Annotated in this window: 28 protein-coding genes; 16 read left to right on the top strand and 12 right to left on the bottom strand. The window is 71.8% G+C overall.

Translation table 11 applies throughout. The annotated features are described in order from the left end of the window. Nucleotides 1-38 precede the first annotated feature (38 nt). Entirely contained in the window at nucleotides 39-629 is a 591-nt protein-coding gene (locus tag ACFPZ3_RS53165) for a TetR/AcrR family transcriptional regulator (protein ID WP_379522096.1), read from the bottom strand. A 48-nt stretch (nucleotides 630-677) separates the two neighbouring features. On the opposite strand from ACFPZ3_RS53165, the gene ACFPZ3_RS53160 reads away from it, so the two are divergent. The 4 genes from ACFPZ3_RS53160 (at nucleotide 678) to ACFPZ3_RS53145 (ending at nucleotide 5,671) form a co-directional block, all read left to right on the top strand. Further along, entirely contained in the window at nucleotides 678-1,433 is a 756-nt protein-coding gene (locus ACFPZ3_RS53160; protein ID WP_379522095.1) for an SDR family NAD(P)-dependent oxidoreductase, read from the top strand. 350 nt (nucleotides 1,434-1,783) lie between these two features. Next, a complete protein-coding gene (argG, locus tag ACFPZ3_RS53155; protein WP_379522094.1) occupies nucleotides 1,784-3,250 on the top strand; it encodes an argininosuccinate synthase in 1,467 nt (488 codons plus the stop codon). A gap of 1,111 nt (nucleotides 3,251-4,361) precedes the next feature. Next, nucleotides 4,362-5,168 (top strand): SAM-dependent methyltransferase, encoded by an 807-nt coding sequence (locus tag ACFPZ3_RS53150; protein WP_379522093.1) that lies wholly within the window; start codon nucleotides 4,362-4,364, stop codon nucleotides 5,166-5,168. Nucleotides 5,169-5,257: 89 nt separating this feature from the next. Further along, a complete protein-coding gene (locus ACFPZ3_RS53145) occupies nucleotides 5,258-5,671 on the top strand; it encodes an ATP-binding protein (protein WP_379522092.1) in 414 nt (137 codons plus the stop codon). Between the two features lie 10 nt (nucleotides 5,672-5,681). Here ACFPZ3_RS53145 and ACFPZ3_RS53140 read toward each other — a convergent pair whose 3' ends face one another. Both ACFPZ3_RS53140 and ACFPZ3_RS53135 read right to left on the bottom strand, forming a co-directional pair. Further along, complete coding sequence (locus ACFPZ3_RS53140) at nucleotides 5,682-5,870, bottom strand: MarR family winged helix-turn-helix transcriptional regulator (RefSeq protein WP_379522091.1); 189 nt, start codon at nucleotides 5,868-5,870, stop codon at nucleotides 5,682-5,684. Beyond that, a complete protein-coding gene (locus tag ACFPZ3_RS53135; RefSeq protein ID WP_379522199.1) occupies nucleotides 5,834-6,571 on the bottom strand; it encodes a CocE/NonD family hydrolase in 738 nt (245 codons plus the stop codon). The genes ACFPZ3_RS53140 and ACFPZ3_RS53135 overlap by 37 nt, the downstream gene beginning before the upstream one ends. Between ACFPZ3_RS53135 and ACFPZ3_RS53130 the strand changes: the two genes are divergently transcribed. From ACFPZ3_RS53130 to ACFPZ3_RS53120, 3 genes are all read left to right on the top strand, one after another. Next, entirely contained in the window at nucleotides 6,464-7,144 is a 681-nt protein-coding gene (locus ACFPZ3_RS53130) for a CocE/NonD family hydrolase (RefSeq protein ID WP_379522090.1), read from the top strand. The two genes, ACFPZ3_RS53135 and ACFPZ3_RS53130, sit on opposite strands and share 108 nt — an antisense overlap. 75 nt (nucleotides 7,145-7,219) lie before the next feature. Then, a complete protein-coding gene (locus tag ACFPZ3_RS53125) occupies nucleotides 7,220-8,104 on the top strand; it encodes a sulfotransferase family protein (RefSeq protein WP_379522089.1) in 885 nt (294 codons plus the stop codon). Then, complete coding sequence (locus ACFPZ3_RS53120; RefSeq protein ID WP_379522088.1) at nucleotides 8,101-9,297, top strand: glycosyltransferase family 4 protein; 1,197 nt, start codon at nucleotides 8,101-8,103, stop codon at nucleotides 9,295-9,297. The genes ACFPZ3_RS53125 and ACFPZ3_RS53120 overlap by 4 nt, the downstream gene beginning before the upstream one ends. A gap of 20 nt (nucleotides 9,298-9,317) precedes the next feature. Here ACFPZ3_RS53120 and ACFPZ3_RS53115 read toward each other — a convergent pair whose 3' ends face one another. Next, nucleotides 9,318-10,847, bottom strand: coding sequence for a serine/threonine-protein kinase (locus ACFPZ3_RS53115; RefSeq protein ID WP_379522087.1), 1,530 nt, complete (start codon nucleotides 10,845-10,847; stop codon nucleotides 9,318-9,320). 185 nt (nucleotides 10,848-11,032) lie between these two features. Here ACFPZ3_RS53115 and ACFPZ3_RS53110 point away from each other — a divergent pair, with 185 nt between their 5' ends. After that, nucleotides 11,033-12,037, top strand: a complete 1,005-nt coding sequence (locus ACFPZ3_RS53110; RefSeq protein WP_379522086.1) for a nucleoside hydrolase — start codon at nucleotides 11,033-11,035, stop codon at nucleotides 12,035-12,037. Nucleotides 12,038-12,107: 70 nt separating this feature from the next. Here ACFPZ3_RS53110 and ACFPZ3_RS53105 read toward each other — a convergent pair whose 3' ends face one another. Continuing rightward, entirely contained in the window at nucleotides 12,108-13,274 is a 1,167-nt protein-coding gene (locus ACFPZ3_RS53105; protein ID WP_379522085.1) for a PucR family transcriptional regulator, read from the bottom strand. Nucleotides 13,275-13,523: 249 nt separating this feature from the next. After that, nucleotides 13,524-14,528, bottom strand: a complete 1,005-nt coding sequence (locus tag ACFPZ3_RS53100) for a hypothetical protein (protein WP_379522084.1) — start codon at nucleotides 14,526-14,528, stop codon at nucleotides 13,524-13,526. A 118-nt stretch (nucleotides 14,529-14,646) separates the two neighbouring features. Between ACFPZ3_RS53100 and ACFPZ3_RS53095 the strand changes: the two genes are divergently transcribed. Next, nucleotides 14,647-15,657 carry a sensor histidine kinase gene (locus tag ACFPZ3_RS53095; RefSeq protein WP_379522083.1) on the top strand — a complete coding sequence of 337 codons (1,011 nt, stop codon included), beginning with the start codon at nucleotides 14,647-14,649 and terminating at the stop codon, nucleotides 15,655-15,657. Nucleotides 15,658-15,662: 5 nt separating this feature from the next. Continuing rightward, complete coding sequence (locus ACFPZ3_RS53090; protein ID WP_379522082.1) at nucleotides 15,663-16,298, top strand: response regulator transcription factor; 636 nt, start codon at nucleotides 15,663-15,665, stop codon at nucleotides 16,296-16,298. Between the two features lie 62 nt (nucleotides 16,299-16,360). Here the strand turns inward: ACFPZ3_RS53090 and ACFPZ3_RS53085 are convergent, their stop codons facing one another. Continuing rightward, a complete protein-coding gene (locus ACFPZ3_RS53085; RefSeq protein ID WP_379522081.1) occupies nucleotides 16,361-17,473 on the bottom strand; it encodes a TIGR03364 family FAD-dependent oxidoreductase in 1,113 nt (370 codons plus the stop codon). A gap of 114 nt (nucleotides 17,474-17,587) precedes the next feature. Between ACFPZ3_RS53085 and ACFPZ3_RS53080 the strand changes: the two genes are divergently transcribed. Beyond that, nucleotides 17,588-18,331 carry a GntR family transcriptional regulator gene (locus ACFPZ3_RS53080; RefSeq protein ID WP_379522080.1) on the top strand — a complete coding sequence of 248 codons (744 nt, stop codon included), beginning with the start codon at nucleotides 17,588-17,590 and terminating at the stop codon, nucleotides 18,329-18,331. Nucleotides 18,332-18,341: 10 nt separating this feature from the next. After that, nucleotides 18,342-18,992, top strand: coding sequence for a phosphonatase-like hydrolase (locus tag ACFPZ3_RS53075; protein WP_379522079.1), 651 nt, complete (start codon nucleotides 18,342-18,344; stop codon nucleotides 18,990-18,992). Here the strand turns inward: ACFPZ3_RS53075 and ACFPZ3_RS53070 are convergent. Continuing rightward, on the bottom strand, nucleotides 18,989-19,618 hold the full coding sequence (locus ACFPZ3_RS53070) for a hypothetical protein (protein WP_379522078.1): 630 nt from the start codon (nucleotides 19,616-19,618) through the stop codon (nucleotides 18,989-18,991). The two genes, ACFPZ3_RS53075 and ACFPZ3_RS53070, sit on opposite strands and share 4 nt — an antisense overlap. Nucleotides 19,619-19,698: 80 nt before the next feature. On the opposite strand from ACFPZ3_RS53070, the gene ACFPZ3_RS53065 reads away from it, so the two are divergent. Beyond that, entirely contained in the window at nucleotides 19,699-20,241 is a 543-nt protein-coding gene (locus ACFPZ3_RS53065) for an LOG family protein (RefSeq protein WP_379522077.1), read from the top strand. Here ACFPZ3_RS53065 and ACFPZ3_RS53060 read toward each other — a convergent pair. Further along, the gene (locus tag ACFPZ3_RS53060) at nucleotides 20,208-20,510 is read right to left on the bottom strand and encodes a hypothetical protein (RefSeq protein ID WP_379522076.1); all 303 of its coding nucleotides are present in this window, start codon (nucleotides 20,508-20,510) and stop codon (nucleotides 20,208-20,210) included. The genes ACFPZ3_RS53065 and ACFPZ3_RS53060 overlap by 34 nt on opposite strands. Nucleotides 20,511-20,606: 96 nt before the next feature. Here ACFPZ3_RS53060 and ACFPZ3_RS53055 point away from each other — a divergent pair, with 96 nt between their 5' ends. Continuing rightward, the gene (locus ACFPZ3_RS53055) at nucleotides 20,607-21,194 is read left to right on the top strand and encodes a TetR/AcrR family transcriptional regulator (RefSeq protein ID WP_379522075.1); all 588 of its coding nucleotides are present in this window, start codon (nucleotides 20,607-20,609) and stop codon (nucleotides 21,192-21,194) included. 38 nt (nucleotides 21,195-21,232) lie between these two features. Here ACFPZ3_RS53055 and ACFPZ3_RS53050 read toward each other — a convergent pair whose 3' ends face one another. After that, nucleotides 21,233-21,652 (bottom strand): hypothetical protein, encoded by a 420-nt coding sequence (locus ACFPZ3_RS53050; RefSeq protein WP_379522074.1) that lies wholly within the window; start codon nucleotides 21,650-21,652, stop codon nucleotides 21,233-21,235. A gap of 103 nt (nucleotides 21,653-21,755) precedes the next feature. Between ACFPZ3_RS53050 and ACFPZ3_RS53045 the strand changes: the two genes are divergently transcribed. Further along, complete coding sequence (locus ACFPZ3_RS53045; RefSeq protein ID WP_379522073.1) at nucleotides 21,756-22,460, top strand: TetR/AcrR family transcriptional regulator; 705 nt, start codon at nucleotides 21,756-21,758, stop codon at nucleotides 22,458-22,460. A 19-nt stretch (nucleotides 22,461-22,479) separates the two neighbouring features. On the opposite strand, the gene ACFPZ3_RS53040 is transcribed toward ACFPZ3_RS53045, so the two are convergent. Beyond that, nucleotides 22,480-23,220: a MerR family transcriptional regulator gene (locus tag ACFPZ3_RS53040; protein WP_379522072.1), complete on the bottom strand. Its 741-nt coding sequence runs from the start codon at nucleotides 23,218-23,220 to the stop codon at nucleotides 22,480-22,482. Nucleotides 23,221-23,405: 185 nt separating this feature from the next. Between ACFPZ3_RS53040 and lexA the strand changes: the two genes are divergently transcribed. Further along, a complete protein-coding gene (gene lexA, locus ACFPZ3_RS53035) occupies nucleotides 23,406-24,014 on the top strand; it encodes a transcriptional repressor LexA (RefSeq protein WP_379522198.1) in 609 nt (202 codons plus the stop codon). 27 nt (nucleotides 24,015-24,041) lie between these two features. On the opposite strand, the gene ACFPZ3_RS53030 is transcribed toward lexA, so the two are convergent. Continuing rightward, entirely contained in the window at nucleotides 24,042-24,350 is a 309-nt protein-coding gene (locus ACFPZ3_RS53030) for an IclR family transcriptional regulator domain-containing protein (protein ID WP_379522197.1), read from the bottom strand. Between the last annotated feature and the right edge of the window lie 3 nt (nucleotides 24,351-24,353).

Below are 24,353 nucleotides of genomic sequence, written 5' to 3'. Positions count from 1 at the left end.
GCTAATCAAGGCAGGTCAGCTTAAGTCAAGCAGCTGCTTTAAATTTGACGAAGTATTGGCCCATCTCCTGGGCGCGCGTCGATGCCGCCACGGATCAGCACCCACAACCGCTCGGCCTTGTCGACCCGCTCGGAGGCCGGGACCTTGGACAGCACCCCGGCCAGCATGCCGACGGCCAGGACCAGGTCGTCGGACGTCAGGTCCGCGCGGACCAGGCCCGCGCGCCGCGCCTCCCCCAGCCTCTCCTCCAGCACCTTCGCCACCCGATCACGCAGCTCGATGATGCGCGGGTCGGGCCGCGCCGGCACGCTGACCATCGTGATGAACGCGGTCGAGGCGATGGTCTGCTCGGTGATCAGCGCCAGTACGTCGTCAAGCGTCGTGCCGGGCACGGCGGCCAGCGCCTCCAGCTCCGACACGCTGTCCTCGAACACCGCCAGCGCGAGGCTGATGCGATCGGGAAAGTGCCGATAAAGACTGCCTTGCCCGACCCCGGCCTCGCGGGCCACCATGCTGAGCGGCGCGTCGTAGCCGTTGGCGGCGAAGACCTGGCGAGCCGCCGCCACCAGAGCCGCCCGGTTCCCGGCGGCGGCGCTGGGCCCTCTGTTGGGTCGACGCTCGGCAGGCATAGCGGTTATGGTAGCAACCGGACAACTCTGTCCGGTTGGGAGGACTCCATGACCAGCGGCACCTTTGACGACCGGATCATCCTGATCACCGGCGCGGGCTCCGGCATCGGCAGGGCGATGGCCATCGCCTTCGCCAAGGCGGGCGCCCGCGTCGTGTGCTGCGACATCTCCGAGGAGCGCGCCGGACGAACGGCGGCCGACATCGGCGACGGCGCGACCGCCGTGACCGCCGACATCGGCGACGAGGGGTCGGTGACCGCGCTGACGGAGGCGGCCATCGGCGCGTACGGGCGGATCGACGTGCTGTGCAACAACGCCGGGATCATGGACAACATGGCGCTGCCCGCCGACATCTCGGTGGAGCAGTGGGAACGGGTGCTGCGGATCAACCTGACCGGCACGTTCCTGGTCACGCACGCCGTGTTGCCGCACATGCTGAGCCAGGGCCGTGGCGCGATCGTCAACACCGCCTCGGAGGCCGGGATCAGGGGCGGGGCCGCCGGGGCCGCGTACACCGCCTCGAAGCACGGCGTCGTCGGCCTGACCCGCAGCGTGGCCTGGGCGTACGCCAAGGACGGCATCCGCTGCAACGCCATCCTGCCCGGCCCCACCATGACCAACATCGCCGAGGGCGCCGCCTTCGACCCGACCGGCGCCGCCCGGCTCCGCCCCGTGCTCGCCCTCGGGGAACAACTGGCCCAGCCCGAGCAGATGGCCGAGGCCGCCCTCTTCCTCGCCTCCGAGGCCGCCTCCTTCATCAACGGCGCCATCGTCCCCGTGGACGGCGGCTGGTCCGCCGCCTGAACGCAGACTGCTCCGCTGCCTGCTCCGCCTCCTGAACGCAGACTGCTCCGCTGCCTGCTCCGCCCCCTGAACGCAGGCTGGTCCGCTGCCTGCTCCGCCTCCTGAACGCAGGCTGGTCCGCTGCCTGCTCCGCCTCCTGAACGCAGGCTGGTCCGCTGCCTGCTCCGCCTCCTGAACGCAGGCTGGTCCTCCGTCTGAACGCAGGCTGGCCCTCCGCCTGAACCTCCCCGTCGCCCCCGTGGACGGAGGCCGGTCCACCGCCGAAACCTCCTCAGCCTCTCCGACACGGGTGCGACTTGGAGGCGGGGGTCTTTGAATGGTCATGCAGTCGTATGTATATACTTCTACTCGTGTCCAAGATGCTCACCTCCCTTCCTGTCGGCGAACGCGTCGGGATCGCCTTCTCCGGCGGCCTCGACACCTCGGTTGCGGTCGCGTGGATGCGCGAGAAGGGTGCCGTGCCGTGCACCTATACCGCTGACATCGGTCAGTACGACGAGCCCGACATCGCCTCGGTGCCCGGTCGCGCCACGGCGTACGGCGCGGAGGTCGCCCGTCTGGTCGACTGCCGGGCGGCCCTGGTGGAGGAGGGTCTGGCGGCCCTGGCCTGCGGGGCGTTCCACATTCGGTCCGGCGGCCGCACCTACTTCAACACCACCCCGCTCGGGCGGGCCGTCACCGGCACGCTGCTGGTGCGCGCGATGCTCGACGACGCCGTGCTGATCTGGGGAGACGGCTCCACCTTCAAGGGCAACGACATCGAGCGGTTCTACCGCTACGGCCTGCTCGCCAACCCGTCCCTGCGGATCTACAAGCCGTGGCTGGACGCCGACTTCGTCCATGAGCTCGGCGGGCGCACGGAGATGTCGGAGTGGCTGCTCGCCCGTGACCTGCCCTACCGGTCCAGCACCGAGAAGGCCTACTCCACGGACGCGAACATCTGGGGCGCCACCCACGAGGCCAAGGCGCTGGAGCACCTCGACGCGGGCATCGAGATCGTCGAGCCGATCATGGGCGTGCGCTACTGGGACCCCGACATCGAGATCCCGGCCGAGGACGTCACGATCACCTTCGAACGCGGGCGGCCCGTCGCGATCAACGGCAAGGACTTCGCCTCCCCCGTCGACCTCGTACTGGAGGCCAACGCCATCGGCGGCCGGCACGGCATCGGCATGTCCGACCAGATCGAGAACCGCGTCATCGAGGCCAAGAGCCGCGGCATCTACGAGGCGCCCGGCATGGCGTTGCTGCACGCCGCCTACGAGCGGCTGGTCAGCGCCATCCACAACGAGGACACCCTGGCCAGCTACCACAACGAAGGCCGCAAGCTCGGCCGGCTCCTGTACGAGGGCCGCTGGCTCGACCCCCAGTCGCTGATGTTGCGCGAGTCGCTCCAGCGCTGGGTCGGCGCGGCGGTCACCGGCGAGGTCACCCTGCGGCTGCGGCGCGGCGAAGACTACTCGGTCCTGGAGACCTCCGGACCGGCGTTCAGCTACCACCCGGACAAGCTGTCCATGGAGCGCACCGAGGACGCCGCCTTCGGCCCCCTCGACCGCATCGGCCAGCTCACCATGCGCAACCTCGACATCGCCGACTCGCGCGCCAAGCTGGAGCAGTACGCGGAGATCGGCATGGTCGGCAGCTCCCACTCGACCCTCCTCGGCTCCACCCAGGTCGCCCCGACCGGCCTCATCGGCGCCATGCCCGAGGGCGGCGCCGAAGCCATCGCCGCACGGGGCGAGATCGCGTCGCCGAGCGACGTCCCTGACGACGAGGAACTGCTCGACGCCGCCGCCATGGAAGCCGGCACCGACTAACCCAAAGCCTCCGCCACCACCCAAAACCGTCGGCCGACCCCAACCCGCTCGGCCGACGGCCACCCTGACCCAGCCACCCCAACCCAGCCACCCCGGCCCGGCTACCCCGGCCCGGCTACGCCAACACCGCCACTCCGGCCCGCCCCCTCCGGACCGCCCACCCCAACACCGCCACCCCAACACCGCCACTCCGGCCCGGCCACTTCAACCGGCCGCTTCTCCCCAGCTACCTCAGCCCAGCTACCTCAGCCCGGCTACCTCAGCCCGGCTACCTCAGCCCGGCTGCTCGCAGGACTACTGGGGTGCCGCACCGTTCGCCTTGCGCCGAGCCCCACTGCCCGACTCCCCACCGACGCGGCGCCCAGGAATGGGGCCCACGACCGCCTCTTCCTCGCCCCCCGCCGCGCCTTTGGCCTACGGCGGCCACTTCCTCGCGCCTTGTCGCGCTCGCCCAATCGCTTCCGCCGCCGCTGGCCTGGCCGCCCGGCCCGCCCGGCCGCCGCCCGCCGGCCCGGCTGCCTGGGCTCGCTTGCCCTGACTCGCCCGCCTGCCCTCCTGCGCCGCCCTCATCGGTCTGCCCGTCCGTCTGCCTCGCCCGCGCCGCCCGTCCGCCTCGCCGCCCGTCTCCCCTGGCCGCCTGCTCTGCCTCACCGTCCCGTCCGCCCGTCCCGTCCGTCTGGGCGTCCGTCTGGGCCGTCCTGCGCAGCTGGTCGAAGGCTGCCTCGGCCCGGTTGCGCTCGCCTGCCCCGTGCGTTCCGCCCGGACCGCCCGCCCCCCTGGCCGACCACCGACCTGGACGCCTGGGCTCGCTTGCCCTGCCCGTCCGCCTGGCCGCCTGCCTGCCTGGCCCTGTCCGTCTGGCTGCGATGCCTTGCCCGGCTGCGCCGTCGGCCTGGGGCTTTGCTGGGGTGGTGGGGTTGGTGAGGGGCTGGCGCGGTGATTCTGGTAACAAACATTTCCCAAAATAACCGGTCTATCGGGTTGTCATTGACTGGAATTGTTGGAACATATGGTTCGAGTCATTGAGTGAGGTCCATAGATCGCTTACCGGAATAAGGGTGGCGGCGAGGGGAAAGGGGCAACGCTCGTGAACCAGCGTGCTGTCCGGAACTTGGCCAAGCTCGAGACCACGCAGGCCAGAATCACGCGGATATTCGACGCGGCGGCCGGCGGGAAGAACAACTTCTTGGCCGACAAGAACACGGTACGCCATTTTGATCAAGCCACCCCCGCCCTCACGAACGCGGCCCGCGCGGTGCTGGAATATCTCTCCCGCGTGATCCGCCATCTCGCCGGCGAAGGTGTCGATCAATATCTGATCGTGGGCAGCGGCATCCCGAGCGGCCTGTCCGCCGGCCAGCGGCTGCACGATCTGGCGCGCAACGCCGCCGGTCCGGACCCGCGTGTTCTGTACGTCGAGAGCAACCCGATGGTCGTGGCCATGGCGCAGGCCACCATCGAGCCCTTCACCGATCTGGTCCGTGTGGTCGAGGGCGACGTGCGGGAGATCGACGAGATGTTACGGGACCATGTGGTGCAGACGTTCCTCGACTGGGATCGGCCTCTTGCCGTGCTGGTGCTGTCCACGTACAGCCTCGACGACGACGAGCTCGCCCACTACGCGATCAAGCGCCTGCGCCACACGGCGCCCCCGGGCAGCTTCCTCGCGCTGTTGCAGACCACGTTCGACGGCATCCCGCCGGAGTTGCTGCCCGCCATCCGCGACGTGCTAGCCATGACCCTGCCGCACCTCGCGATCCGTTCCCGTGAGGAGGTCGCGACCCTGCTGGAAGGGCTTGATCTGGTGGCGCCCGGGCTGGTCTGGGTCCCCGAGTGGCGGCCCGGCGGGAGGGATCTCGCCTGCCTCGACGAGCCCGCCTCGTCGGGGAACTACGGCGCCGTGGCACATCTCCCCTAGGAATCTTCTCCTTCGCACATTCACAAAAGTGAAGATGAGAGATTATCGTGTAATTGGGAGCGCTCCCAACGGCAAGGGATGTGATGCGCGTGGGCCTCCATTCCGTACCGTTGTCCGCCCTGCCGGTCCGCACGGCCGAGTACCTGCTGCCGTCCGTGCCCGCCGGGGTCGGCAAGGCACGCTCCCTCATCCGTACGGAACTGACCGGCTGGGGCCTCGAACACGTCCTCGACGACTGCCTGCTCATCGTCAGCGAACTGGTCACCAACGCCGTCCGCCACGGCGGCTCGGCCTACGCCCTGCGCCTGGAGATCCGCGAGGGCGGCCGGCTGTACGGGGAGGTCTTCGATCCGGGCGACGGCGTGCCCCGCCCGCGCTCCCCCGATCTGGACGCCCTGTCGGGACGCGGGCTGCAGATCGTCGCCGCGCTCGCCGACGACTGGGGCGTGACCACGGCGAACGACGGCAAGGTGGTGTGGTTCTCGGTCGACTGCACCGCCTGAGGCCGCTCCTTCATGGAACATCCACCGGACGGGCACGCAAGATCCGGGTGAGCAGGCCGGTCAGCTGCTCGCGTTCGGTCTCCGCCAGCGGCTCGAACCACTGCCCTTCCCTCCTGGCCTGGTCGGCGAACGCCTCCCGTACGGCGGCCTCGCCCGCGGCGGTCAGCGCGACCACCACCGCCCGGCCGTCCTCCGGCATCGAACGGCGCTCGACGAGCCCTGGCCGGCTGCGCCCTCCAGGCGGCGGCCACCCGCCCGCCGGGGCTCACGGCCGTGTTCGCCGCGATGACGCCGCACGACTTCCACGACGGCCTGAAGTACCACGGCGGCGCGCTCGCGCTGGGCTCCGCGCTCAACTGGGGCGCGATGCAGGCGGCACTGGGGCTGATGCACGCGGCGGAGGCGGGCGAGGACGTCGGAGCGGCGTTCGGCGCGCTGCTGCCGGTCATGGGCGACCAGGGCACGGCGGTGCGGACGCTGCCGGTGGACACGATCCAGGGCATCCCGTGGCGGCCCGGTGTCCTGGCCCTTCAGGAACGCGAGTTGCCGCTGTTCGAGCTGGATCGCCTGCGCCGAGGCCCCGAACCCGAAGTCCACCCGCCCGGTGCCGGAGGCGCCCATCGTCAGGTGGGACCAGGGGCCGATGACCAGCGGGCCGCCGACGCGGCGGTGGTTCTCCAGCGTCCCGGACAGGAACAGGTCGAACCAGCCCGCCACGTGCATGACCGGCGCCTCGATCCGGTCGTGCCGCAGCGTCTCGGCCAGTTCCTCCCAGTACGCGTCCCGCTCCGTGTGCGAGACCCAGCCGGGCCGCCGGTGCAGATCTTCGTGATGGGCGACGACGTGTGGCGGGAGGAGGAGGCCTGGCCGCTCGCCCGAGCCGTCGAGACCCGCTACCACCTGCACGCCGACGGCCTGCTCTCCCCCGAGCCGCCCGCCACGGCCGAGCCGTCCACGTTCACCTTCGACCCGCGTGACCCGGCCCCGACCGCCGGCGGGCCGACCCTGCTGCCCGATCCCACCAACGCGGGGCCGCAGGATCAGCGCGACGTGGAGCGGCGCCCCGACGTGCTCTGCTACACCACCGAGGTCCTCGACTCCGACGTGGAGGTGACCGGACCGGTGTCGGTGACGCTGCACGGGGAGACCTCGGGGGCCGCCACCGACTGGACGGCCAAACTCGTGAACGTGCACCCCGACGGGCGGGCGATGAGCGTGATCGACGGCATCGTGCGCACCACGACGCCGTCCGGCACGTACACCATCGACCTGGTCGCCACCAGCCAGGTCTTCAAGGCCGGCCACCGCATCCGGGTGGAGGTCTCCAGCTCGAACTTCCCCCGCTTCGACCGCAACCCCGGCACCGGCCGCCCTGCCGCGCGGGCCGCCGAGAGCGACCTGGTCGTCCAGCACCAGCGCGTCTTCCCTGCCTCCTTCATCGCACTGCCGCTGGTTCCGCGCGACCGGAGGTAGCCTCGTGGTGACGGGCCGATTAGACCGTTCCCGTCCACAGGGAATTTCCAGGTACGACAGGTACTCTCGCTCGGCATGAAATGGCAGCGCACAATCAACGGCGCGCTGGCCAGGTACACAGGATTCCAGGTCAACCGAGTAGGTAAAGCAGGGCAAGCGGCGTCCCCCGCCACGAGCCCTGCCTCAGCCCCGGCCAAGCGGCAGGACTCGCCTTTCCGGCCGCCGGCGGACCCGGAGACCGATCGCCTCCTGACGGCGCCGGTCTTCATCATCTCGCCGGTCCGGTCGGGCTCGACGCTGCTGCGGGCGATGCTGAACGCTCACCCGGACCTGCACGCTCCGCATGAGCTGCACGTACGGCGGTTGAGGGTGGAATTCGATACCTCGCTGGCGGAGAGGGCGATGGCCGCCCTGGGGCACAACAAGGCCGACCTGGAGCATCTGCTCTGGGACCGGGTGCTCCATCGTGAGCTGGTACGCAGCGGCAAACGTTTCATCGTGGAGAAGACGCCGGCCAACGCCTTCGCCTACGAGCGGCTGGCCGCGTGCTGGCCGGACGCCCGGTTCGTGTTCCTCCTGCGCCATCCGGCCTCGATCGCCACCTCCTGGCACGAGGCCAGCCCCGGCAAGCGCACCCCGGAGGAGGCCGCGGCCGACGCGCTGCGGTACATGAAGGCCGTGCAGCGCGCCCGCACGGCCCTGCCGGGCCTGACCGTGCGTTACGAGGAGCTGACCGCCGACCCCGAGAAGATCGGCCACGGCATCTGCGACTTCCTCGGCGTGCCCTGGGCGCCCGAACTGCTCTCGTACGGCACGCCCGACGTCGTGACCAAGGGCCTGGGCGACTGGAAGGACAAGATCCGCTCTGGCACGGTGCAACAAGGCCGCGAGCTGCCCCGTCCTGAAGAGATCCCCGCGTCGCTGATGGACATCTGCCGGACCTGGGAGTACCTCGCGTGAAGATCCGCTACATGCTGCTGCACGCCTACGGCATGGGCGGCACGATCCGCACCGTGGTCAACCAGGCCAACGCGATGGCCGAGGCGGGCCACGACGTCGAGATCGTCAGCGCGGTCCGGCGCAGGAACGATCCGCAGTTCGCCATCGACCCGCGCGTAGGGCTGTCGGCGCTGGTGGACCAGCGCGACGGCATCGCGGCCGACTCGCTGGCCCGCAAGGTGTGGCGGCGCGCCCGCGGCAAGATCGTCCCGTACGGGGAGTTCGCCGCCGACTACTTCACCGAGCGGGTGGAGGCGACGGTCATCGACTACGTCTCCGGTCTGAGCGACGGCGTCCTGGTCACCACCCGGCCCGCGCTCAACCTCATCTCCGCCCGCCGTACCCCTGAGGGCGTGATCCGCGTCGCCCAGGAGCACATGAACCTGGGCTCCTACCACGAGGCGGTACGCGAGCAGATCGGCCGCCACTACGGCCGCTTCGACATCATCACCGTGCTCACCGAGACCAGCCGCCACGAATACCACGACCTGGTGCCCGGCACGCCGGTCGTGCGCATCCCCAACGCGGTGCACATGGACCAGCGCAAGCACTCCGACCAGAGCGAGCCGACCGTGATCGCGGTGGGCCGGCTGGTGCCCCAAAAGGGCTTCGACATGCTCATCCCCGCCTTCGCCGCCATCGCGAGCCGGCATCCCGAGTGGAAGCTGCGCATCTTCGGCACCGGGCCGTCCAAGGAACGCCTGCAGGCCCACATCGACGAGGCCGGCGCAGGCGACCGGATCAAGCTGATGGGCCGCAGCAACCGCATCCACGAGGAGCTGGCCAAGGCGTCGGTCTACGCGCTCAGCTCCCGGATCGAGGGACTGCCGATGGCCATGATCGAGGCCATGGGTCACGCCCTGCCGATCGTCGCCTTCGACTGCCCCACCGGGCCCGCCGACGTGCTGACGCCCGGCAAGGACGGGGTGCTGGTGCCGCCCCGCGACGTGGACGCCCTGGCCGAGGCCCTGAGCAAGGTGATGAACGACCGCGAGCTGCGGCTGCGCCTGGGCGCCGCGGCGGCGGAGACGGCCCACGCCTACACGCCTGAGGTCGTGATGCCGCTCTGGGAGGACCTGTTCGCCTCGCTGTCGGGCGGTTCGGGCGGTTCGGGCGGGCCGAAGACCGCGGACGGATCTCAGACCGCCCGCTGAACCGCTGTCCGGTGGCGGGCTCAGCACATGGTCCAGGAGGCCGACTTGGTCCTGCTCACCGGTGAGGTGAGCCGGAAGACGACCGTGTGGGAGGAGCCGAGCTCCGGGGTGATCAGCTTCTTCGAGCCGAAATAGTCGCCGCGGCTGTAGGACGGCATGCGCCTGGAGCCGCTCTCGACCACCTGGCCGTCCACGAGCCACTGGTAGGAGAAGGGGGCGCCCATCTCGCTCGCGTCCAGGGCGATGCCGAAGCCCACGTCGCCCGAGTAGCAGGTGACGCCGTCCTGGTTGATCCGCGAACGGCCGGTGACCCGCACGTAGACGAGGCTGAACGAGGCCGTCGCCTTGGCCTTGGTCTTCGCCGGCGTCGGCCGGGTGGTGGTCGGCCGGGTGGTGGTCGGCTTCTTCGACGGCGTGGTGGTGGGGCGCGTCCGGGTCGGCGTGGAGCGCGCCTGGGTCGGGGTGGGACGCGTGGTCCTGACTGCCGGCGTCGGGGTGCGCCGCTTCTTCGGCGGTACGGTCTTCTTCCGCCTGACCGGGGTGGTGGCGGAAGGGGACGGCTGCTCGCTGGAGTCGGCGGCCAGGGCCGGGGAGACCGGATCGCGGTCCGCCGAGACGTTCCAGATGACGGCGGCGGCCACCAGGCACGCGGCCACCCCACCGGACAGACCGGCGATCAGCGGGAACCGCCTGGCCTGGCGGCGAGGCGGGAGGGTGTGACCCCCCGGGGCGTTCCATGGACCGGTCTGCGGCTGCTGGGCGAGCGGCTGGGGCCGGCCGCCGATCAGGCGGAGGAGCACGTCCTGCATGCGCGGGCGGGCGGCCGGGTCCTTGGCCAGGCAGGTGTACACGATCGAGCGCAGCGGCTCGGCCAGGTCGCCCAGGTACGGCTCCTGGTTGAGGATGCGGTTGATGACCGCGGGCAGCGAGTCGTTGCCGAACGGCGACGTGCCCGTGGCCGCGTACACCATGACCGAGGCCCAGGCGAAGACGTCCGCCGCCGGGCCGACGTACGCGCCGGCGAGCTGCTCGGGAGCCATGAACGCGGGCGTCCCGACGATGCTGCTGGTCATGGTGACGGCGGAGTCGGCGGCGCGGGCGACGCCGAAGTCGATGACGCGCGGCCCGTCGCGCCCGAGCAGCACGTTGGCCGGTTTGAAGTCGCGGTGCACGATGCCCGCCTGGTGGATGGCGGCCAGCGCCGTGGCGGTGCTGACGGCCAGCCGCTGCAGGTCCGCGCCGTGGTGACGGCCGGCCTGCTGCAAGGAGGGGCCTTCGACGTACTCGCTGACGATGTACGGCCGCGCCCCCAAAGACGCGTCGAGCACCTGCGCGATGCAGAACGGCTCCACCCGCCGCGCCGCCGCGATCTCCTTGGCGAAACGGTCGCCGCCGACGGACTCCCGCAGCACCTTGACCGCCACCGGCCGGCCGTCAGGGTCCTGGCCGAGGTACACGGTGCCCTGGCCGCCCTCGCCGAGCCGCCCGACGATCCGGTAGGCGGCGATCGCCTCGGGATCGCCTGGCTGCAGCGGTTCGGCATGGGGCATGAGCGGCGTGACTCCTGTGACGGCCGGGACGGATCCCATGCACCATAGCGGGATAGATCCCGTTAGTCGGTAATTTCCAGGCATCCACCTGGTCGCACCGCTTCGACGGGGTGACGTCGCCTATCTCGGCCCTCCGGTTTCGGCTTGACTGGATCTCGGACCATCGGCTCGAACCCGGGGAACCCATGAAGAGACTTCTGCTCTCCCTCGTCCTGGCCCTGACCTCCCTGACCCCGCTGCCCGCCGCCGCGCAGGCCCGTCCCCCCGCGATCATCTTCGACACCGACATGGACTTCGACGACGCCGCCACGCTGGCCTACCTCTCCCAGGAGCACCGGGCCGGCCGCATCGACCTGCGCGCCATCACGGTGACGGGCGGCGGCGCCGGCTTACCCGGCAGGGCGATCCGGCACGCGCGGTGCCTGGCCGAGCGCCTCGGGCTGCGCGGCGTGCGCATCGCCGACGGTTCTGCCACGGGGCCGAACTCCTTCCCGGCCGAGCTGAGGCAGCTCTTCGACCGCGTGCTCACCGCCGCCACACCCGGCTGCACGGGCGACGAGACGCCGTCGGGCATCCGTGCCCCCGAACTGATCAGGAACGTGTTGCGCGCCGACCCCTCGGCCCAGATCATCGCCACCGGCCCCCTCACGAACGTGGCCGCCGCCCTGCCGTACTCGGCCTCCCGCCTGACCTCGATGGGCGGCGCCGTGCGGGTGCCGGGCAACCTGTGCTGCGGCACCCCGCCGGAGTTCGACGGGACGCAGGAGTTCAACTACTGGCTCGACCCCGCCTCGGCGCGGGCGGCGCTCACCCGCAGCCGCGGGAGCGTGCGCATGGTGTCGCTGGACGCCGCCAACCAGGCGCCCATCACGGCCGCGTTCCTCGACCGGCTCGCCGCCGACCAGAGCACCGCGGCCGCCGGCACCGTACTGGAGATCGTCACGCATCCCGAGGTCAGCCCCCTGATCGCGGCGGGCCTGCTCTACTGGTGGGACCCGCTGGCCGCGATGTCGGCGATCCATCCCGGCCACGTCACGTTCACCTCCGGGCGCGTCGACGTGCTCGTGACCGGCCCTTCGGCCGGCCGCACGATCCTGTCGCCCTCGGGGCGCCCGCTCCGGTACGGCACCACGGCCGGCACCGCCGCGTTCGAGCAACGCTTCCTGGACACCCTGAACGCCCGAACCTGACCTTGCTTCCTGGACACCCTGAACGCCCGAACCTGACCTTCTGCCCGCGGCCGGATCGGCATCCGCCGGGTCAGGGCGTCCCGGGATCCTCCCACGCCCCCGCCAGCGCCCGCGTGACGGCGGTGCTCAGCACTCGCACGCCCCGGGTGGACCCGGGCTCGATGCCGACCAGGTCGCGGACCCGCCGCAGCCGGTAGTCGAGCGTACGCGGGTGGATGTGCAACGACGTCGAGGCGAGCGTGCGGTTCATGTCGCTGCGGTAGTAGGCGTCGAGCGTGATCACCAGATCGGGCCCGCCGGCCAGCCGCTGCGCCACCTCCCGCAGCCACCCGTCCACCTCCGGCGTCTGTACGGCGGCCAGTTCCGCGAACACGTCCCCCATCCCGTACGGCCGGCGCGGCACCCGCTCGATCGGCGCCACCCTGGCCACCTTCCGCGCCAGCGCGACCGCCACTGCCAGCGCGTGCAGCCGCCCCACGGCCGTGCCGACCGAGCACGGCCGCCCGACCGCCGCGGCGACGTCCCGCCCGATGGCCAGCACCCGCCCCTCGGCCGCGGGATCGCCGCCCCTGTAGGGCACCAGCGCCACGAACTCCCCCGGCTCGCACCACCCCAGGGGCACCCGGTGCTCTTCCACCATCACCACCGCCACCTCCTGCCTGCACCCCCGCGGCTCCGCGACGCGGATCACCGTCACGATGTACCGCTCGGACACCGGCATGCCCAGGCTCTTGGCCAGCTCCGCGGCGGCGGGGTCGTCGCACAGCAACATGGCGACGAGGTGCTGGACGCGGGCCTCGACGGGCAGGAAGCACACCTGGCCCCTGAAGTAGCCCCTGGTGTAGGCGGCCCGCGCCGCCCCGCCGTGCCTGACCAGCCAGTCCAGTGCGTGCATGGTGTCGTCGAGGTCCCCCGGCCCGGCCGCCTCGGAGATGTCGCGCAGCACGAGGGCGCTGTGCAGGGCGAGCGCGCCGCGCTGCCCGGCCGGCGACACGCCCTGCGCCCCGCGCTGCTCCCCTGCCGACTCGGCGAAGGCCAGGTCGCGCTCTTGCAGCGGCAGGTCGGCATCGACCAGTTCGATCATGCGGTTGCGGCTGACGACCGCGACATCCACCATGGAGTCCCAGGCGACCGGCGCGATGGCCTGGTAGTCGGGTATCTCGCGGACACATGCTTCGACCGCCCGCTCGGCATTGGCCTCCACCCGGCGGCCGAGCGTGCGAAGTAAGTCCCCCATATGAAAAAGCTCCCCGGTAGCGGTGATGTTTCATGTCCCGATCACACGCGCTCATCGCCTATTCGCGCCGGGCGCCGAGATGGATCAAACCGATGTAGACGCCGTGGTTAGGCTTGCGGCGTGATCGAGATTCGCCGCGCCACGCCCGACGACACCCCGTGCTGCTCGATCTCCAGGACGGACTGGACCGGGAGTCGAGCTTCATGCTGCTGGAGCCGGGTGGGACGAGTACTACATGGGTCTGCTCCTTCACTGACGACCGGCACGCGCACCGCGTCTGCGCAGGTAGTAGGCGAGGGCGGCGGCGGCCAGGGCCGCGCCCCAGATCGGCCAGAAGCACTCGGGCAGCCACGCCCCCCACTCGTCCATGCGGAAGTGACCGGCGAGGCCGCGGCGAATGTAGGTCTGCCCGGCCACGGTGATGATCACCGCCACGAATCCGGCCGGGATGACGGCGAGCAGGATCGGGACGCGCCGTCCGCGCAGACCGATCATCCAGCGGGGGAAGACCTCGCCCCAGCGTTGTACGAGCCCCAGCGTGAGCACCCCGCCCAGCGCGCCGACCGTGGCCAGGTACGCGCCCGCCAGCCAGATGCCCGGCGTGTCCCTCGCGCCCGCCTCAAGGAACTCCGGGCTCACCCCCAGCGGGATGCCCAGCGCCCAGGCCCAGCGGGTGGCGCAGTAGAACAGCGGGGTGGCGACGGCCACGGCCACGGCGGGCCGGCCCCAGCGGGCGGCCGACGCGGCACTGGTCCATCCGCCGTCGCGCCCGCCCCGCCGGTAGCGCAGCGCGGCCCCCGCCAGCAGCAGCCCGCCCAGCACGCACCCGAGCTGGTTGAGCACCGGCCACGGCCACGCGTCGCCCAGCCCGACCTGTCCGAACGGCCCGTCCAGCAGCGGGGCGAACAGCAGCAGCGGCGTGTACGCCACCCCCATCATGAGCCTCGAATCCGGCACCAGCACCACGAGGAACAGCACGATCGGCCAGGCGAGCCAGAGCGGCACCCGGCTCGTCCCCTCCCGCCTCGCCAGCGCCCAGGCCGTCAGTCCCGACACCACCGCGAAGGCGGCCACCCACCAGCCGCCGGACTCGGGCGCCAGTCCGGCCAGCAGCGACAACTGCCCGTCGGGGTCGGGGTCGCTCGCGCCCCAGGGGAAGGCGGGCGCACCGAGCGCCCAGGCCAGGCCGAGCACGGCGTAAACGCAGGACCATACGAGCGCCGCCGGTCCTGACCATGAAGGAATCTTCGACATGCCCCCAGCCTTCCGGCCCCCGATCCGCCCGGCGAGGTGCCGTTCGGCAGGTTCGAGCCGGGGTGGGGGTGCCGTTCGGCACAAGTCCTGGGGAACTTTCAGCAGTACTGTCCCCTTCGTGAACCTCCTGGACGCAGCCGGTGCCCTGGCCGCGGGCGCGGCGCTGATGTGGGCGCTCGCCCGGCGACCCGCGCTCCCCTGGGTGGCCGGAGCGGCGGGGGCGCTGTCCCTGGCCGTCACGGCCGGCTTCTTGATCATGGACGGTCCTGGCCGGGGCGAGGACCTGATCGGCCTGGCCGAGAGCTTCCTGCTCATCGCCGTCACGGGCCTGGTCGCCCGCCGCTCTCCCGCACGGCGGGCCGTACCGGCGTGCGTGCTCACCGGAGCCGCCGCCTCGACGTGGCTGCTGCGCTACCTCGTGCCCGCCTCGCCGCTGGAGGCGGTGGGCATGTGCGCCTTCTGGTCGCTCGGGGTCATCGCCGCCGTGGGCGTGGCGCTGTACCTGCGTTACCTGGACGACGGCCGGGCGAGCGCGGTGCGCAGGGCCAGGACCGAGCAGCGCCTGCGGCTGGCCGGCGACCTGCACGACTTCGTGGCCCACGACGTGGGCGAGATGCTCGCCCAGGCCCAGGCCGGCCAGGTCGTGGGGGTGGCGGACCCGGCCCAGGCGCTGCTGGCGCTGCGGCGGGTGGAGGAGGCGGGGTTGCGCGCCATGGAGACGCTCGACAGGACGGTGCTGGAACTGCACGCTCCCGGCCTGGCCGACCTGCCCGCCCTGGCGGCCCGCTTCTCCGCCGCCGGTCCCCCGGTCCGGCTCGACCTCCAGGAGGGGCTGGACGTGCCGGATGAGACGGGCGCCCTGGCGTACCGGATCGTCGTGGAGGCGCTGACCAACGTGCGCCGCCACGCGCCCGGCGCCACCGCGGTCGGCGCGCGTGTGCACGCAGAACGGAACCAGTTGCTGATCACCGTCGGCAACGAGGGCGGGGCCCCGGCGACCGGCGGGCCTCGCGGCGGCTTCGGCCTGGCCGGGCTGCGGGAGCGGGTCGAGGCGGCAGGGGGCGAGCTGAGCTCCGCGGCCGTACGGGGAGGCTGGCGGCTGACCACCCGGCTGCCTCTGCCACGATGAGCGGTATGTCCATCCGCATCCTCGTGGCCGATGACCAGGAGGGCATCCGCGGCGCCTTCCGCCTCATCCTCGACGCGCAGCCGGACATGACGGTCGTCGCGGAGGCCGCCGACGGCCGCACGGCCATCGACACAGCGCTGCGCCTGAAGCCCGATGTCGTGCTGGCCGACATCAGGATGCCGCGCGCGGACGGCATCGAGGTCACCAGGGCCCTCGCGGGCACGGGCACGCACGTCGTGGTCGTGACGACGTTCGGGCTGGAGGAGTACGCGCGTGCCGCGCTCGACCACGGCGCGGCCGGATTCGTCCTCAAGCGCTCGGGCCCCGCGCTGCTCGTCGAGGCCGTACGCGCGGCGGTGAACGGCGACGTGCTCATCAGCCCCCAGCTCACCCTCGGCCTGTTGCGCCGGCCGAGGGTGAGCCGGCCCCGGGAACCGGCGCCCGACCCCGGCCTGACCGAGCGCGAGGCCGACGTCGTCCGCCTGGTCGCCCAGGCCAAGACCAACGCCCAGATCGCCGAGGAGCTCTTCCTGGCGCCGGGCACGGTCAAGAACCACATCGCCGGCATCAGCGCGAAGCTGGGCGTGGGCAACCGCGTCGCCATCGCCGCCTGGGCCTGGAACTCCGGCATGGCCGACTAGCCCGCCGCGCGGCTGAGCGGCCCGCGTCGCCGAGGGCCTGAACGTGCTCGATGAGCCCGCGGTCAGCCGAGGAGGTCGTCGAGGACCTCGGGGGCCAGGCCCAGGGCGGTGGTCATCCCGATGCCGGAGGTCACCGACACCACCCGCACTCCGGGCATGGGTGCGGCGACCAGGAACGGGCCGGGGGCCGAGGCGTACACGCCGCGCCAGCGCTCGCGCACCGTCAGGCGGGCGGCGCCCAGCAGGCGCGCGGTCTCGTCCAGGACGTGCCGGTCGAGGTCGTCGTCCTTGAAGGGGTCGAACGTGCCGCCGTACGCGTGGGTGTCGCCGATGATCAGGTCGCCGTCCGGCCGCTGGGTGAACATCAGGTTCAGGCCGATCCCGGTCAGCGCCGGGTGCTCGGACTCCAGCCGCTCACGCAGGGCGGGCCCGGTCGGGCAGGCGGTGAAGCCGGCGTAGCGCAGGAGCGAGAAGCCGGACAACACCGCGGGATCCACGCGGCGGCCGTGCGGGTCGGCCACCCGCAACATGTGCAGCGCGCAGCGGCGCAGCCCTTCGCGTTCGGCCAGGTCGGGGAAGTGCCGGTCCACGTGGTGGCCGACGGCCACGACCACCCGGCCGGCCTCGATCCGGCCCCGGCCGGTGATCACGGCGTCCGGCTCCACGAGGTGCGCGGAGGTGGCCCAGTGGAAGCGCACCCCCTGCCGGGCCAGCCAGGCGGCGATGGCGTGGACGGCGTGGCGCGGGTCGACGCGTACGTCCATGGGCAGCCAGGCGCCGCCGACCACGCCGGGGCCCACCGGCGCCCGTTCGGCCACCTCGCGGGCGTCGAGCAGGACGACCTGGCCGTCACGGGCGGCGCCGAACTCCTCCAGGACCGCGTACTCGTCGTCGGCCCTGGCCACCACGACGGTGCCGCCCTCGTTGAGCCAGAGCCCCGCCTCCTTGGCCAGGCTCAGCCAGGCGGTCCTGGCGGCCATCGCGTAGCGCAGGGCGTCGCCGGCCTGGGCGGTGAAGCAGCCGTGCCCGAAGTTGCGGACCGAGGCCCCGACGGCCCGCTCGTCGCGCTCGACGACGGCGACGGACAACCCGCGGCGCACCGCGTCCACAGCGTGGGCGAGCCCGACGATGCCGGCGCCGACGACGACGAGATCGACCGGCTGGTGACTTGTCATGACAAGTAAAGTGCCAAGCCCGCCAGACTCTCGTCAACACCTGTCACCAGACGTTCGTCTCGTCGCCATCTCCCCATGTCAACGGCATCGTCACCTGTTGTATGGTCAAGTCTCATGGACGGGCCTCTCCACGAACGCGTCGCGGCGGATCTGCGTCGCCGCATCAGCTCCGGCGAGCTGCCGGTGGGCGCCGCCGTGCCCTCCGAGTCGCAGTTGTGCGAGCGATGGGGAGCCTCGCGCGGGCCGATCAGGCAGGCGCTGGCCACGCTGCGCGCGGAAGGGCTGATCGGCGGCGGCCGGGGCAGGCCGCCGGTGGTGCGCAGCCGGACAATGCCGCAGCCGTTCGAGACGTTCCTGTCGTTCTCGCGGTGGGCCGAGCAGATGGGCCGCACGCCCGGCCAGCGCACGCTGGAGGTCGCGCGGCGTCCCGCCTCGGCGGAGGCGGCCGACGCCCTGCTGGTGGACGAGGGCGAGCCGGTCGTGCACCTGCTGCGCCTGCGGCTGCTCGACGGGGTGCCCGCGATGATCGAACGCACCACGTTCGTCTGGCCCGTGGGCCGGTTGCTCTTCGACTTCGACTGCGACCAGGGGTCGGTCTTCGCTTACCTGAACGGGCGCGGCGTGGACCTGAGCACCGCCCGCCACGTGATCGACGCGATCGTCGCCGACGAGAGCGACGCCGCCCTGCTGACCGTCGCCCCCGGCTCGGCCCTGCTCCGCGAGCGCCGCCGCACCTCCTCGGCCGACGGCCGCCCGGTCGAGCACTCCGACGACCGCTACCGCCCCGACCTCGTCTCCTTCACGATCGACAACTCCCAGCAGGCCCACCCGGCGCTGCTGCGCACCTCCTCTGCCTAGGAGCTCAGCCATGATCGAACTGGCGGTTCTGGACATCGCCGGCACCACCGTCGAAGAGCACGGCGCCGTCTACGTCGCCCTCGAAGAGGCGGTGCGGGCGGCGGGCGGCACCCCTAACGCCGCCGACATCCAGCGCTGGATGGGCGCCGGCAAACGCGAGGCGATCAGCGCGCTCCTGGCCGCGCCCGAGGCGGTGGACGGCGCCTTCGCCGACTTCCGCGCCCGCCTGCGCGCCGCCTACACCGGCACGCCGCCGACGCCCCTGCCCGGGGTCCCCGAGGCGATCGCGACGCTGCGCGCCGCGGGGGTGAAGGTGGCGCTGACCACCGGGTTCGACCGCGAGGTGACCGGGGCGCTGCTGGGCGCGATCGGCTGGGACGACGGGTTCCTCGACGCCGTGGTGTGCGTGGACGACGTCCCGGCAGGGCGGCCGGCCCCGTACATGATCTTCCGGGCGATGGAGGCGACCGGCGTCCACGACGTCGGCCGCGTCCTCACCGCCGGCGACACCGTTCGCGACCTGCAGGCGGGCACCAACGCGGGCGCGGCGATCGTGGCCGGCGTGCTCACCGGCGGCCAGGACGCCGCCGTGCTCGGCGCCGTCCGCCACACGCACCTGCTGCCGAGCGTGGCCGCCATCCCCGCCCTGCTCGCAAACTAGTCCGGCCAGTACGGCGCCGACCGCCGGGCGGCGGACACGATGGCCGCGCCGTCCAGCTCGACGATGCTCAGCTCGACGCCGCCGGCGGGCCACTCGACGGCGAGCTCGAAGGTCTCCGGGGGCGGCAAGGGCCACAGCCACAGTGGGATGACGGGGTTGCCCGCGCCGTCGTCGCCGCTGCGCATGGACATGCCGCCGAACAACCAGGAAAGCCGCGGGCCGGGGGGCGGGTCCTGCGGGAGGCCTGTCCTGTCCAGCTTCTGTCCGACGGTGGTCGCCTTGGATCCATCGGCGAAGCGCACGCCGAACCGCAGCAGGTTGTCCGGCAACGACCGGCCGGCGCTCACCCCGGTGACCATATGGGGGTAGACGGACAGCTGGAGGGCCTGGAAGTCGTCTGGGGACAGCGTGTGCCGTCTCGTGACGATGTCCGCGTTGATCAGGCAGCCGGTACTGAACGCCTGGATCGTGGGCACGGCGATGACGACGTTCGGGGTACGGGCCAGCATCAGGCCGCTGACCATGACGGCGCCCATCTCTTCCGCCGGCGGCGCGTGCCAGGCCGGCAAGCCGGGCTTGGGCGGGCGAGTCGATTCTTCCTGCGCCGATGGGGGCTCGAAGAACATGGCCCCACCCTACGTTTCCGCTCTCGCGCCGGCCCGCTGCCCGGCCGGTCGTTTCGGGTGAAGGGCATAAAGTGGCGGCTGTGAACATCTGTGTCTTCTGCTCCGCCGCCGACCTCGACGACCGTTACACCGTGCCCGCCCGCGAGTTCGCCCAGCTCATCGGCAAGGGCGGCCACACGCTGGTGTGGGGTGGCTCCGACACGGGCCTGATGAAGGTCATGGCCGACGGTGTGCAGCAGGCGGGCGGGCGGCTGGTCGGCATCTCGGTCGAGTTCCTCGCCGGCAAGGCCCGCGCGAACGCCGACGAGATGGTGATCACCCGCGACCTGGCGGAACGCAAGGCCCAGCTCCTGGCCCGCGCCGACGCCGTCGTCATCATGGTGGGCGGCACCGGGACGCTCGACGAGGCCACCGAGATCCTGGAGCTGAAGAAGCACAACCTGCACGACAAACCCGTCGTCCTGCTCAACACCGCGGGCTTCTACGACGGGCTGAAGCAGCAGTTCCAGCGCATGGAGGCGGAGGGCTTCCTGCCGATCCCCCTCACCGAGCTGGTGTTCTTCGCCGAGGAGGCGGTCGGGGCCCTCTCCTACCTGGAGGAGCGGGCCGGCCTCCAGGGCTGAGCGGTCATCGTGCGGCCGGCGCCCCGGCCGGCCTGCCCCATCACCATCGAGGACTTACCGAAGGGCGTCGCGGAGCGCCTGCGCGAAGGGCTCGGGATCGGTGATGAAGGCGATGTGGTTGCCCGGAACTCGACGTACGGGCAGCCGGTGCGCTCGGCGACGACCTTCGCGGTGCGCGCGTAGAACGCGCCGGTGCTGGCGCTCCCGGCGGCGCTGACCATCGCCACCCCGTTGGCGCGGATCCGGTCGAGGTCGGACAGGACGGACATGACCGGAGGCTCGTGGGCGATGAGTTTGATGATCGCTTCCGGATGGCAGGACGCCAGCAGATGTAAGATGCGTAGTGCATCTAAAGGAGCGATCGCGTGACGGCCACACGGAGACGCGGAGAACGGCTGGAGCACGCCATCCTGGAGGCGACCTGGCAGATCCTGACCGAGGCCGGCTACGCCAAGCTGACGTTCGAGGCGGTCGCCGCGCTGGCGGGCACCAGCCGCCCGGTGGTCAACCGGAGATGGCCCACCCGGGCCGAACTCGCACTGGCCGCCATGGACCACACCCTCCCGGCCGGCGCGGAGCCGCCGGACACCGGCGCCCTGCGCTCCGACCTGGTCGAGCTGCTCCGGCAGGCGGCGAACGGGTTCGACGCCGTACGCGGCGAGGTGCTGGCGGGGCTGGCCGCGGAAACGGCCCGCGACCCGGACGGCACCGCCGCCCTGCACGCGTGGATCGCGCGGTCCACCCCCCAGGACAGGATGGCGGCCGTCATCGCCAGGGCGGCGGACCGGGGCGAGCTCCCCGCGGCGGACCTGCCGCCGCGAGTGCTCCGGCTGCCCTTCGACCTGATACGCAATGAGGCGGTCGTCTTCGGCCGCCCGCCCTCCGGCGACGCGATCGACTCCATCGTCGGCGACATCCTCCTCCCCCTCGTCCACCAGCTCACCAGCAGGTGAGGTTGCGAAACCCTCGGCGGACGCGGGCGGGGGCCGGGTCACCCGGCGAGCCGTGCGCCGCTCACCGGCTCGGGGGCGCCGCTCCGCCAGGCTTGCCAGCCACGGCACAGCACGTAGGCCGCCAGGGTCGTCACCGTGAGGATGAGGTCGACGACGGCGGTGCTCTGGGCGTCGGGCAGATCCGACATCACGAAGGCGTACGTGGTGATGGCGCCCTTCTGTAAGAGCAGCATCTCCCACAGGCCCCATTGTCTGCGCGGTGCGATGGCGAGCAGGGCCCACAGCCCCGCGAAGACGATGTAGGCGGACGTCCGCCAGGCCTCGGTGATGGCGCGATCGTCGGACACCTCGGCCATGATCGCGAGCCCGCCCGCGAACGCGACGAGGGTGGCGATCGCGTCGAGGGCCATCAGCCCACGTCCGATGCGATCTGCCCAGGGGGCTGGGGAGACAGCCATGAGAACTCCTTGTGTCGATGATCTGTGATGGATAATCTCTTTTGTTACGAGCCTTAACTTTAGCTTCTTCTCTTAGCGAACGCAATGGAGCTACACTTCGGATATGTCCATGAACGCCAGCACCGAACGCCTGACCCGCCGCGAGCGGATCCGGCAGCAGACCATCGAGGAGATCAAGCAACGTGCCTTCGAGCTCGTCGACACCGGCGGGCTGAACGAGGTGACGATCGCGTCGGTCGGCAAGGCCATGGGCATGACCCCGCCGGCGCTCTACCGCTACTTCCCCTCACGCGAGGCGCTGCTGGAAGCGCTCGTCGTCGACGCCTACGCCGACCTCGGGTCCGCCGTCGCGTCGGCCGCGCGGAACGGGCCGGATCAGGACGCCCGCGCCCGGGTCGCCCTCATCGCCCACGCCTGGCGGCACTGGGCCCTGGCCCACCCGCGCCGGTACGCGATGCTCTTCTCCGAACGCTCACCCGCCGCGCAGGATCCCCCTGAGGGTGTCGTCGCGGTCAACCAGGGCATGCTTCCGCTGCTCACCGCCCTGCACGAGATCGCGCCGCCAACCTCCTCCGCCGGCGACACCCCGCTCGACGAGTCGTTGCTGCGCTGGGGGCAGGCGATCGGCGCGCCCGCGGACATCACGCCGGCGGCGCTGCGGCTCGGCGTGCTCGGCTGGTCGCGCGTCCACGGGCTCGTCTCGCTCGAGATCGCCGGCGCCTTCGCCAACATGGGCATGGACGCCGGCCTCCTGCTGGCCGCCGAGATCGAGACCGTGGTCAACGCGGTCGGCGCCGATCAGTCCTGACGACTTCCGGCGGGACCGGTCATGGCGCGCTTCCGAAGCCGACGGCGAAGGCCCTCTTGAGGTACTCCCACGCCGGGGTGGTGAGAACGCCCTTCGTCGCCGCTTCCGGCCCCTGCCGGTCGATCTTGGCGTAGAGGGACGACAGAACGCCCCTGTCGTCCCCGGTCATGCCGGTGACCGTCGCGTGCCACTCCTTCGCCAGCTCCTGGACCGCCGGGTCGGCCGGATCGGTGCCGCGTCCGGCGTGGGCGGCGGCCTGGCCGGCCAGGTCCGCCATCTGCCGGCGCCAGCGGGCGAACCCCTCCTGACCGGCCTCCTCGTGCTGGTGCCTGAGCAGGGCGAGCTGCTCTGTGGTGAAGTTCTTGGCCTGCATCATCGCCTCCATCGTCTGGATGAGCTGGTCGATCGCCGGCTGCTGGGCCTGGCGCAGTGCCTGGGCCAGGCCCAGCAGCCGCAGGTGCAGGGTGCGATGCAGGACGATCTGGCCTTCCACCTGGTGAAGCTGGCGCTCGATGGCCGTCGGCAGGCCGTCGCCGTCGCCGTCCAGGGATCGCGCGATCTCGCTGAGCGGCAGCCTCAGCTCGCGCAGCGCCAGGATCCGGTACAGGCGGCGCACGTCATCACCGGTGTAGAGGCGATGGCCGGCGGCCGAGCGTCCGGCCGGGCACAACAACCCGACCTGGTGGAAATGGCGCAACGTACGCACCGTCAGGCCGGTCGCGGCGGCGAGTTCGCCGATCTTCCAGCATCGTTCAGTCACATCGATCACCCACCGCAGACGCTATGACGTGACGTCGCGTCAGGTGCAAGGGGGCTTCCCCGTGAACGCGGTCACGCTGAGCGCGAGCCGCGGCTTTACCGGGGCCCGGCCGTCGACCCCCTAACATTTCGCAGGTGACCACCTACGACGATCATGACGAGTTCGAGTACCTGGACTTCTCGGCCCTGCCGCCGCGCCAGCAGCGGATCCTGGCCACGATCCGGGACTGGGCGGTCAGGTACGGCCATCCGCCGAGCACGCGCGACCTCGGCCACGCCGTAGGGCTGCGGTCGCCCTCTTCGGTGTCGAAACACCTGAAGAGCCTGGAGGAGAAGGGGTTCCTCCGCCGGGGCGCGGCGATGACCCGGCCGATCGACGTGCGCCCGTTCCTGCGCGCCTCGGCGCCGAAACCGGCGAGCGACCTGGTGACCGTGCCCGTGGTCGGGGACATCGCCGCGGGCAGCCCCATCCCGGCCGTCGAGCACGTGGACGACACGCTGACGCTGCCCCGCGACCTCACCGGGCGCGGCACCGTGTTCGGCCTGCGGGTGCGCGGCGACTCGATGATCGACGCCGCGATCTGCGACGGAGACATCGTCGTCGTACGGCAGCAGCCCGAGGCGCACTCGGGCCAGATCGTCGCCGCGCTGATCGACGACGAGGCCACCGTCAAGGTCTACCGCCGGCGTAACGGGCATGTGCGGCTCGAACCGCGCAATCCCGCCTACGACGTCATCGACGGCGACGGCGCCGTGGTGCTGGGCGTCGTGGTCACGGTCCTGCGCAACCTCTGAGCGGCCCGCCATGCCCGGGCGGGCGCGTCAGGCTCCCAGTGACCGGCCGATGAGCTGGGCCGCACGCAGCACGTCACCCTCGATGCGGTCCATCTCCTCCTCACTCATCCTGCCGCTCGGCCCCGACACCGACAGGGCCGCCGCCACGCGGGACGAGGCGTCGTACACCGGCACCGCGAGCGCGCTCACGCCCTTTATCGTCTCGTTGAAGGCACGATCCTGCCCCCTGTCCCTGATGGCGGCCAGCCGGTCGAGGAAGGACTCGTCGGTGAGCGGCTCGCCCGCGCGGGCCAGCACCGGCCCGGCCTCGGCCCTCGGGAGGCAGGCCAGCAGAATCCG

It is taken from the genome of Nonomuraea insulae, from assembly GCF_042656245.1.
The sequence above is the reverse complement of the archived record's forward strand: the minus strand, read 5'-3'. Positions and strand labels throughout refer to the sequence as shown.

What these genes read in the sequence shown, in the direction of transcription:
- ACFPZ3_RS53070 (WP_379522078.1), bottom strand. Translation starts at nt 19,618, where the DNA reads ATGTTCTTCGAGCCCCCATCGGCGCAGGAAGAATCGACTCGCCCGCCC.
- ACFPZ3_RS53080 (WP_379522080.1), top strand. Translation starts at nt 17,588, where the DNA reads ATGGACGGGCCTCTCCACGAACGCGTCGCGGCGGATCTGCGTCGCCGC.
- ACFPZ3_RS53165 (WP_379522096.1), bottom strand. Translation starts at nt 629, where the DNA reads ATGCCTGCCGAGCGTCGACCCAACAGAGGGCCCAGCGCCGCCGCCGGG.
- ACFPZ3_RS53140 (WP_379522091.1), bottom strand. Translation starts at nt 5,870, where the DNA reads ATGCCGGAGGACGGCCGGGCGGTGGTGGTCGCGCTGACCGCCGCGGGC.
- ACFPZ3_RS53045 (WP_379522073.1), top strand. Translation starts at nt 21,756, where the DNA reads ATGTCCATGAACGCCAGCACCGAACGCCTGACCCGCCGCGAGCGGATC.
- ACFPZ3_RS53085 (WP_379522081.1), bottom strand. Translation starts at nt 17,473, where the DNA reads ATGACAAGTCACCAGCCGGTCGATCTCGTCGTCGTCGGCGCCGGCATC.
- ACFPZ3_RS53075 (WP_379522079.1), top strand. Translation starts at nt 18,342, where the DNA reads ATGATCGAACTGGCGGTTCTGGACATCGCCGGCACCACCGTCGAAGAG.
- ACFPZ3_RS53160 (WP_379522095.1), top strand. Translation starts at nt 678, where the DNA reads ATGACCAGCGGCACCTTTGACGACCGGATCATCCTGATCACCGGCGCG.
- ACFPZ3_RS53115 (WP_379522087.1), bottom strand. Translation starts at nt 10,847, where the DNA reads ATGCCCCATGCCGAACCGCTGCAGCCAGGCGATCCCGAGGCGATCGCC.
- ACFPZ3_RS53110 (WP_379522086.1), top strand. Translation starts at nt 11,033, where the DNA reads ATGAAGAGACTTCTGCTCTCCCTCGTCCTGGCCCTGACCTCCCTGACC.
- ACFPZ3_RS53125 (WP_379522089.1), top strand. Translation starts at nt 7,220, where the DNA reads ATGAAATGGCAGCGCACAATCAACGGCGCGCTGGCCAGGTACACAGGA.
- ACFPZ3_RS53100 (WP_379522084.1), bottom strand. Translation starts at nt 14,528, where the DNA reads ATGTCGAAGATTCCTTCATGGTCAGGACCGGCGGCGCTCGTATGGTCC.
- ACFPZ3_RS53060 (WP_379522076.1), bottom strand. Translation starts at nt 20,510, where the DNA reads ATGTCCGTCCTGTCCGACCTCGACCGGATCCGCGCCAACGGGGTGGCG.
- ACFPZ3_RS53050 (WP_379522074.1), bottom strand. Translation starts at nt 21,652, where the DNA reads ATGGCTGTCTCCCCAGCCCCCTGGGCAGATCGCATCGGACGTGGGCTG.
- ACFPZ3_RS53105 (WP_379522085.1), bottom strand. Translation starts at nt 13,274, where the DNA reads ATGGGGGACTTACTTCGCACGCTCGGCCGCCGGGTGGAGGCCAATGCC.
- ACFPZ3_RS53090 (WP_379522082.1), top strand. Translation starts at nt 15,663, where the DNA reads ATGTCCATCCGCATCCTCGTGGCCGATGACCAGGAGGGCATCCGCGGC.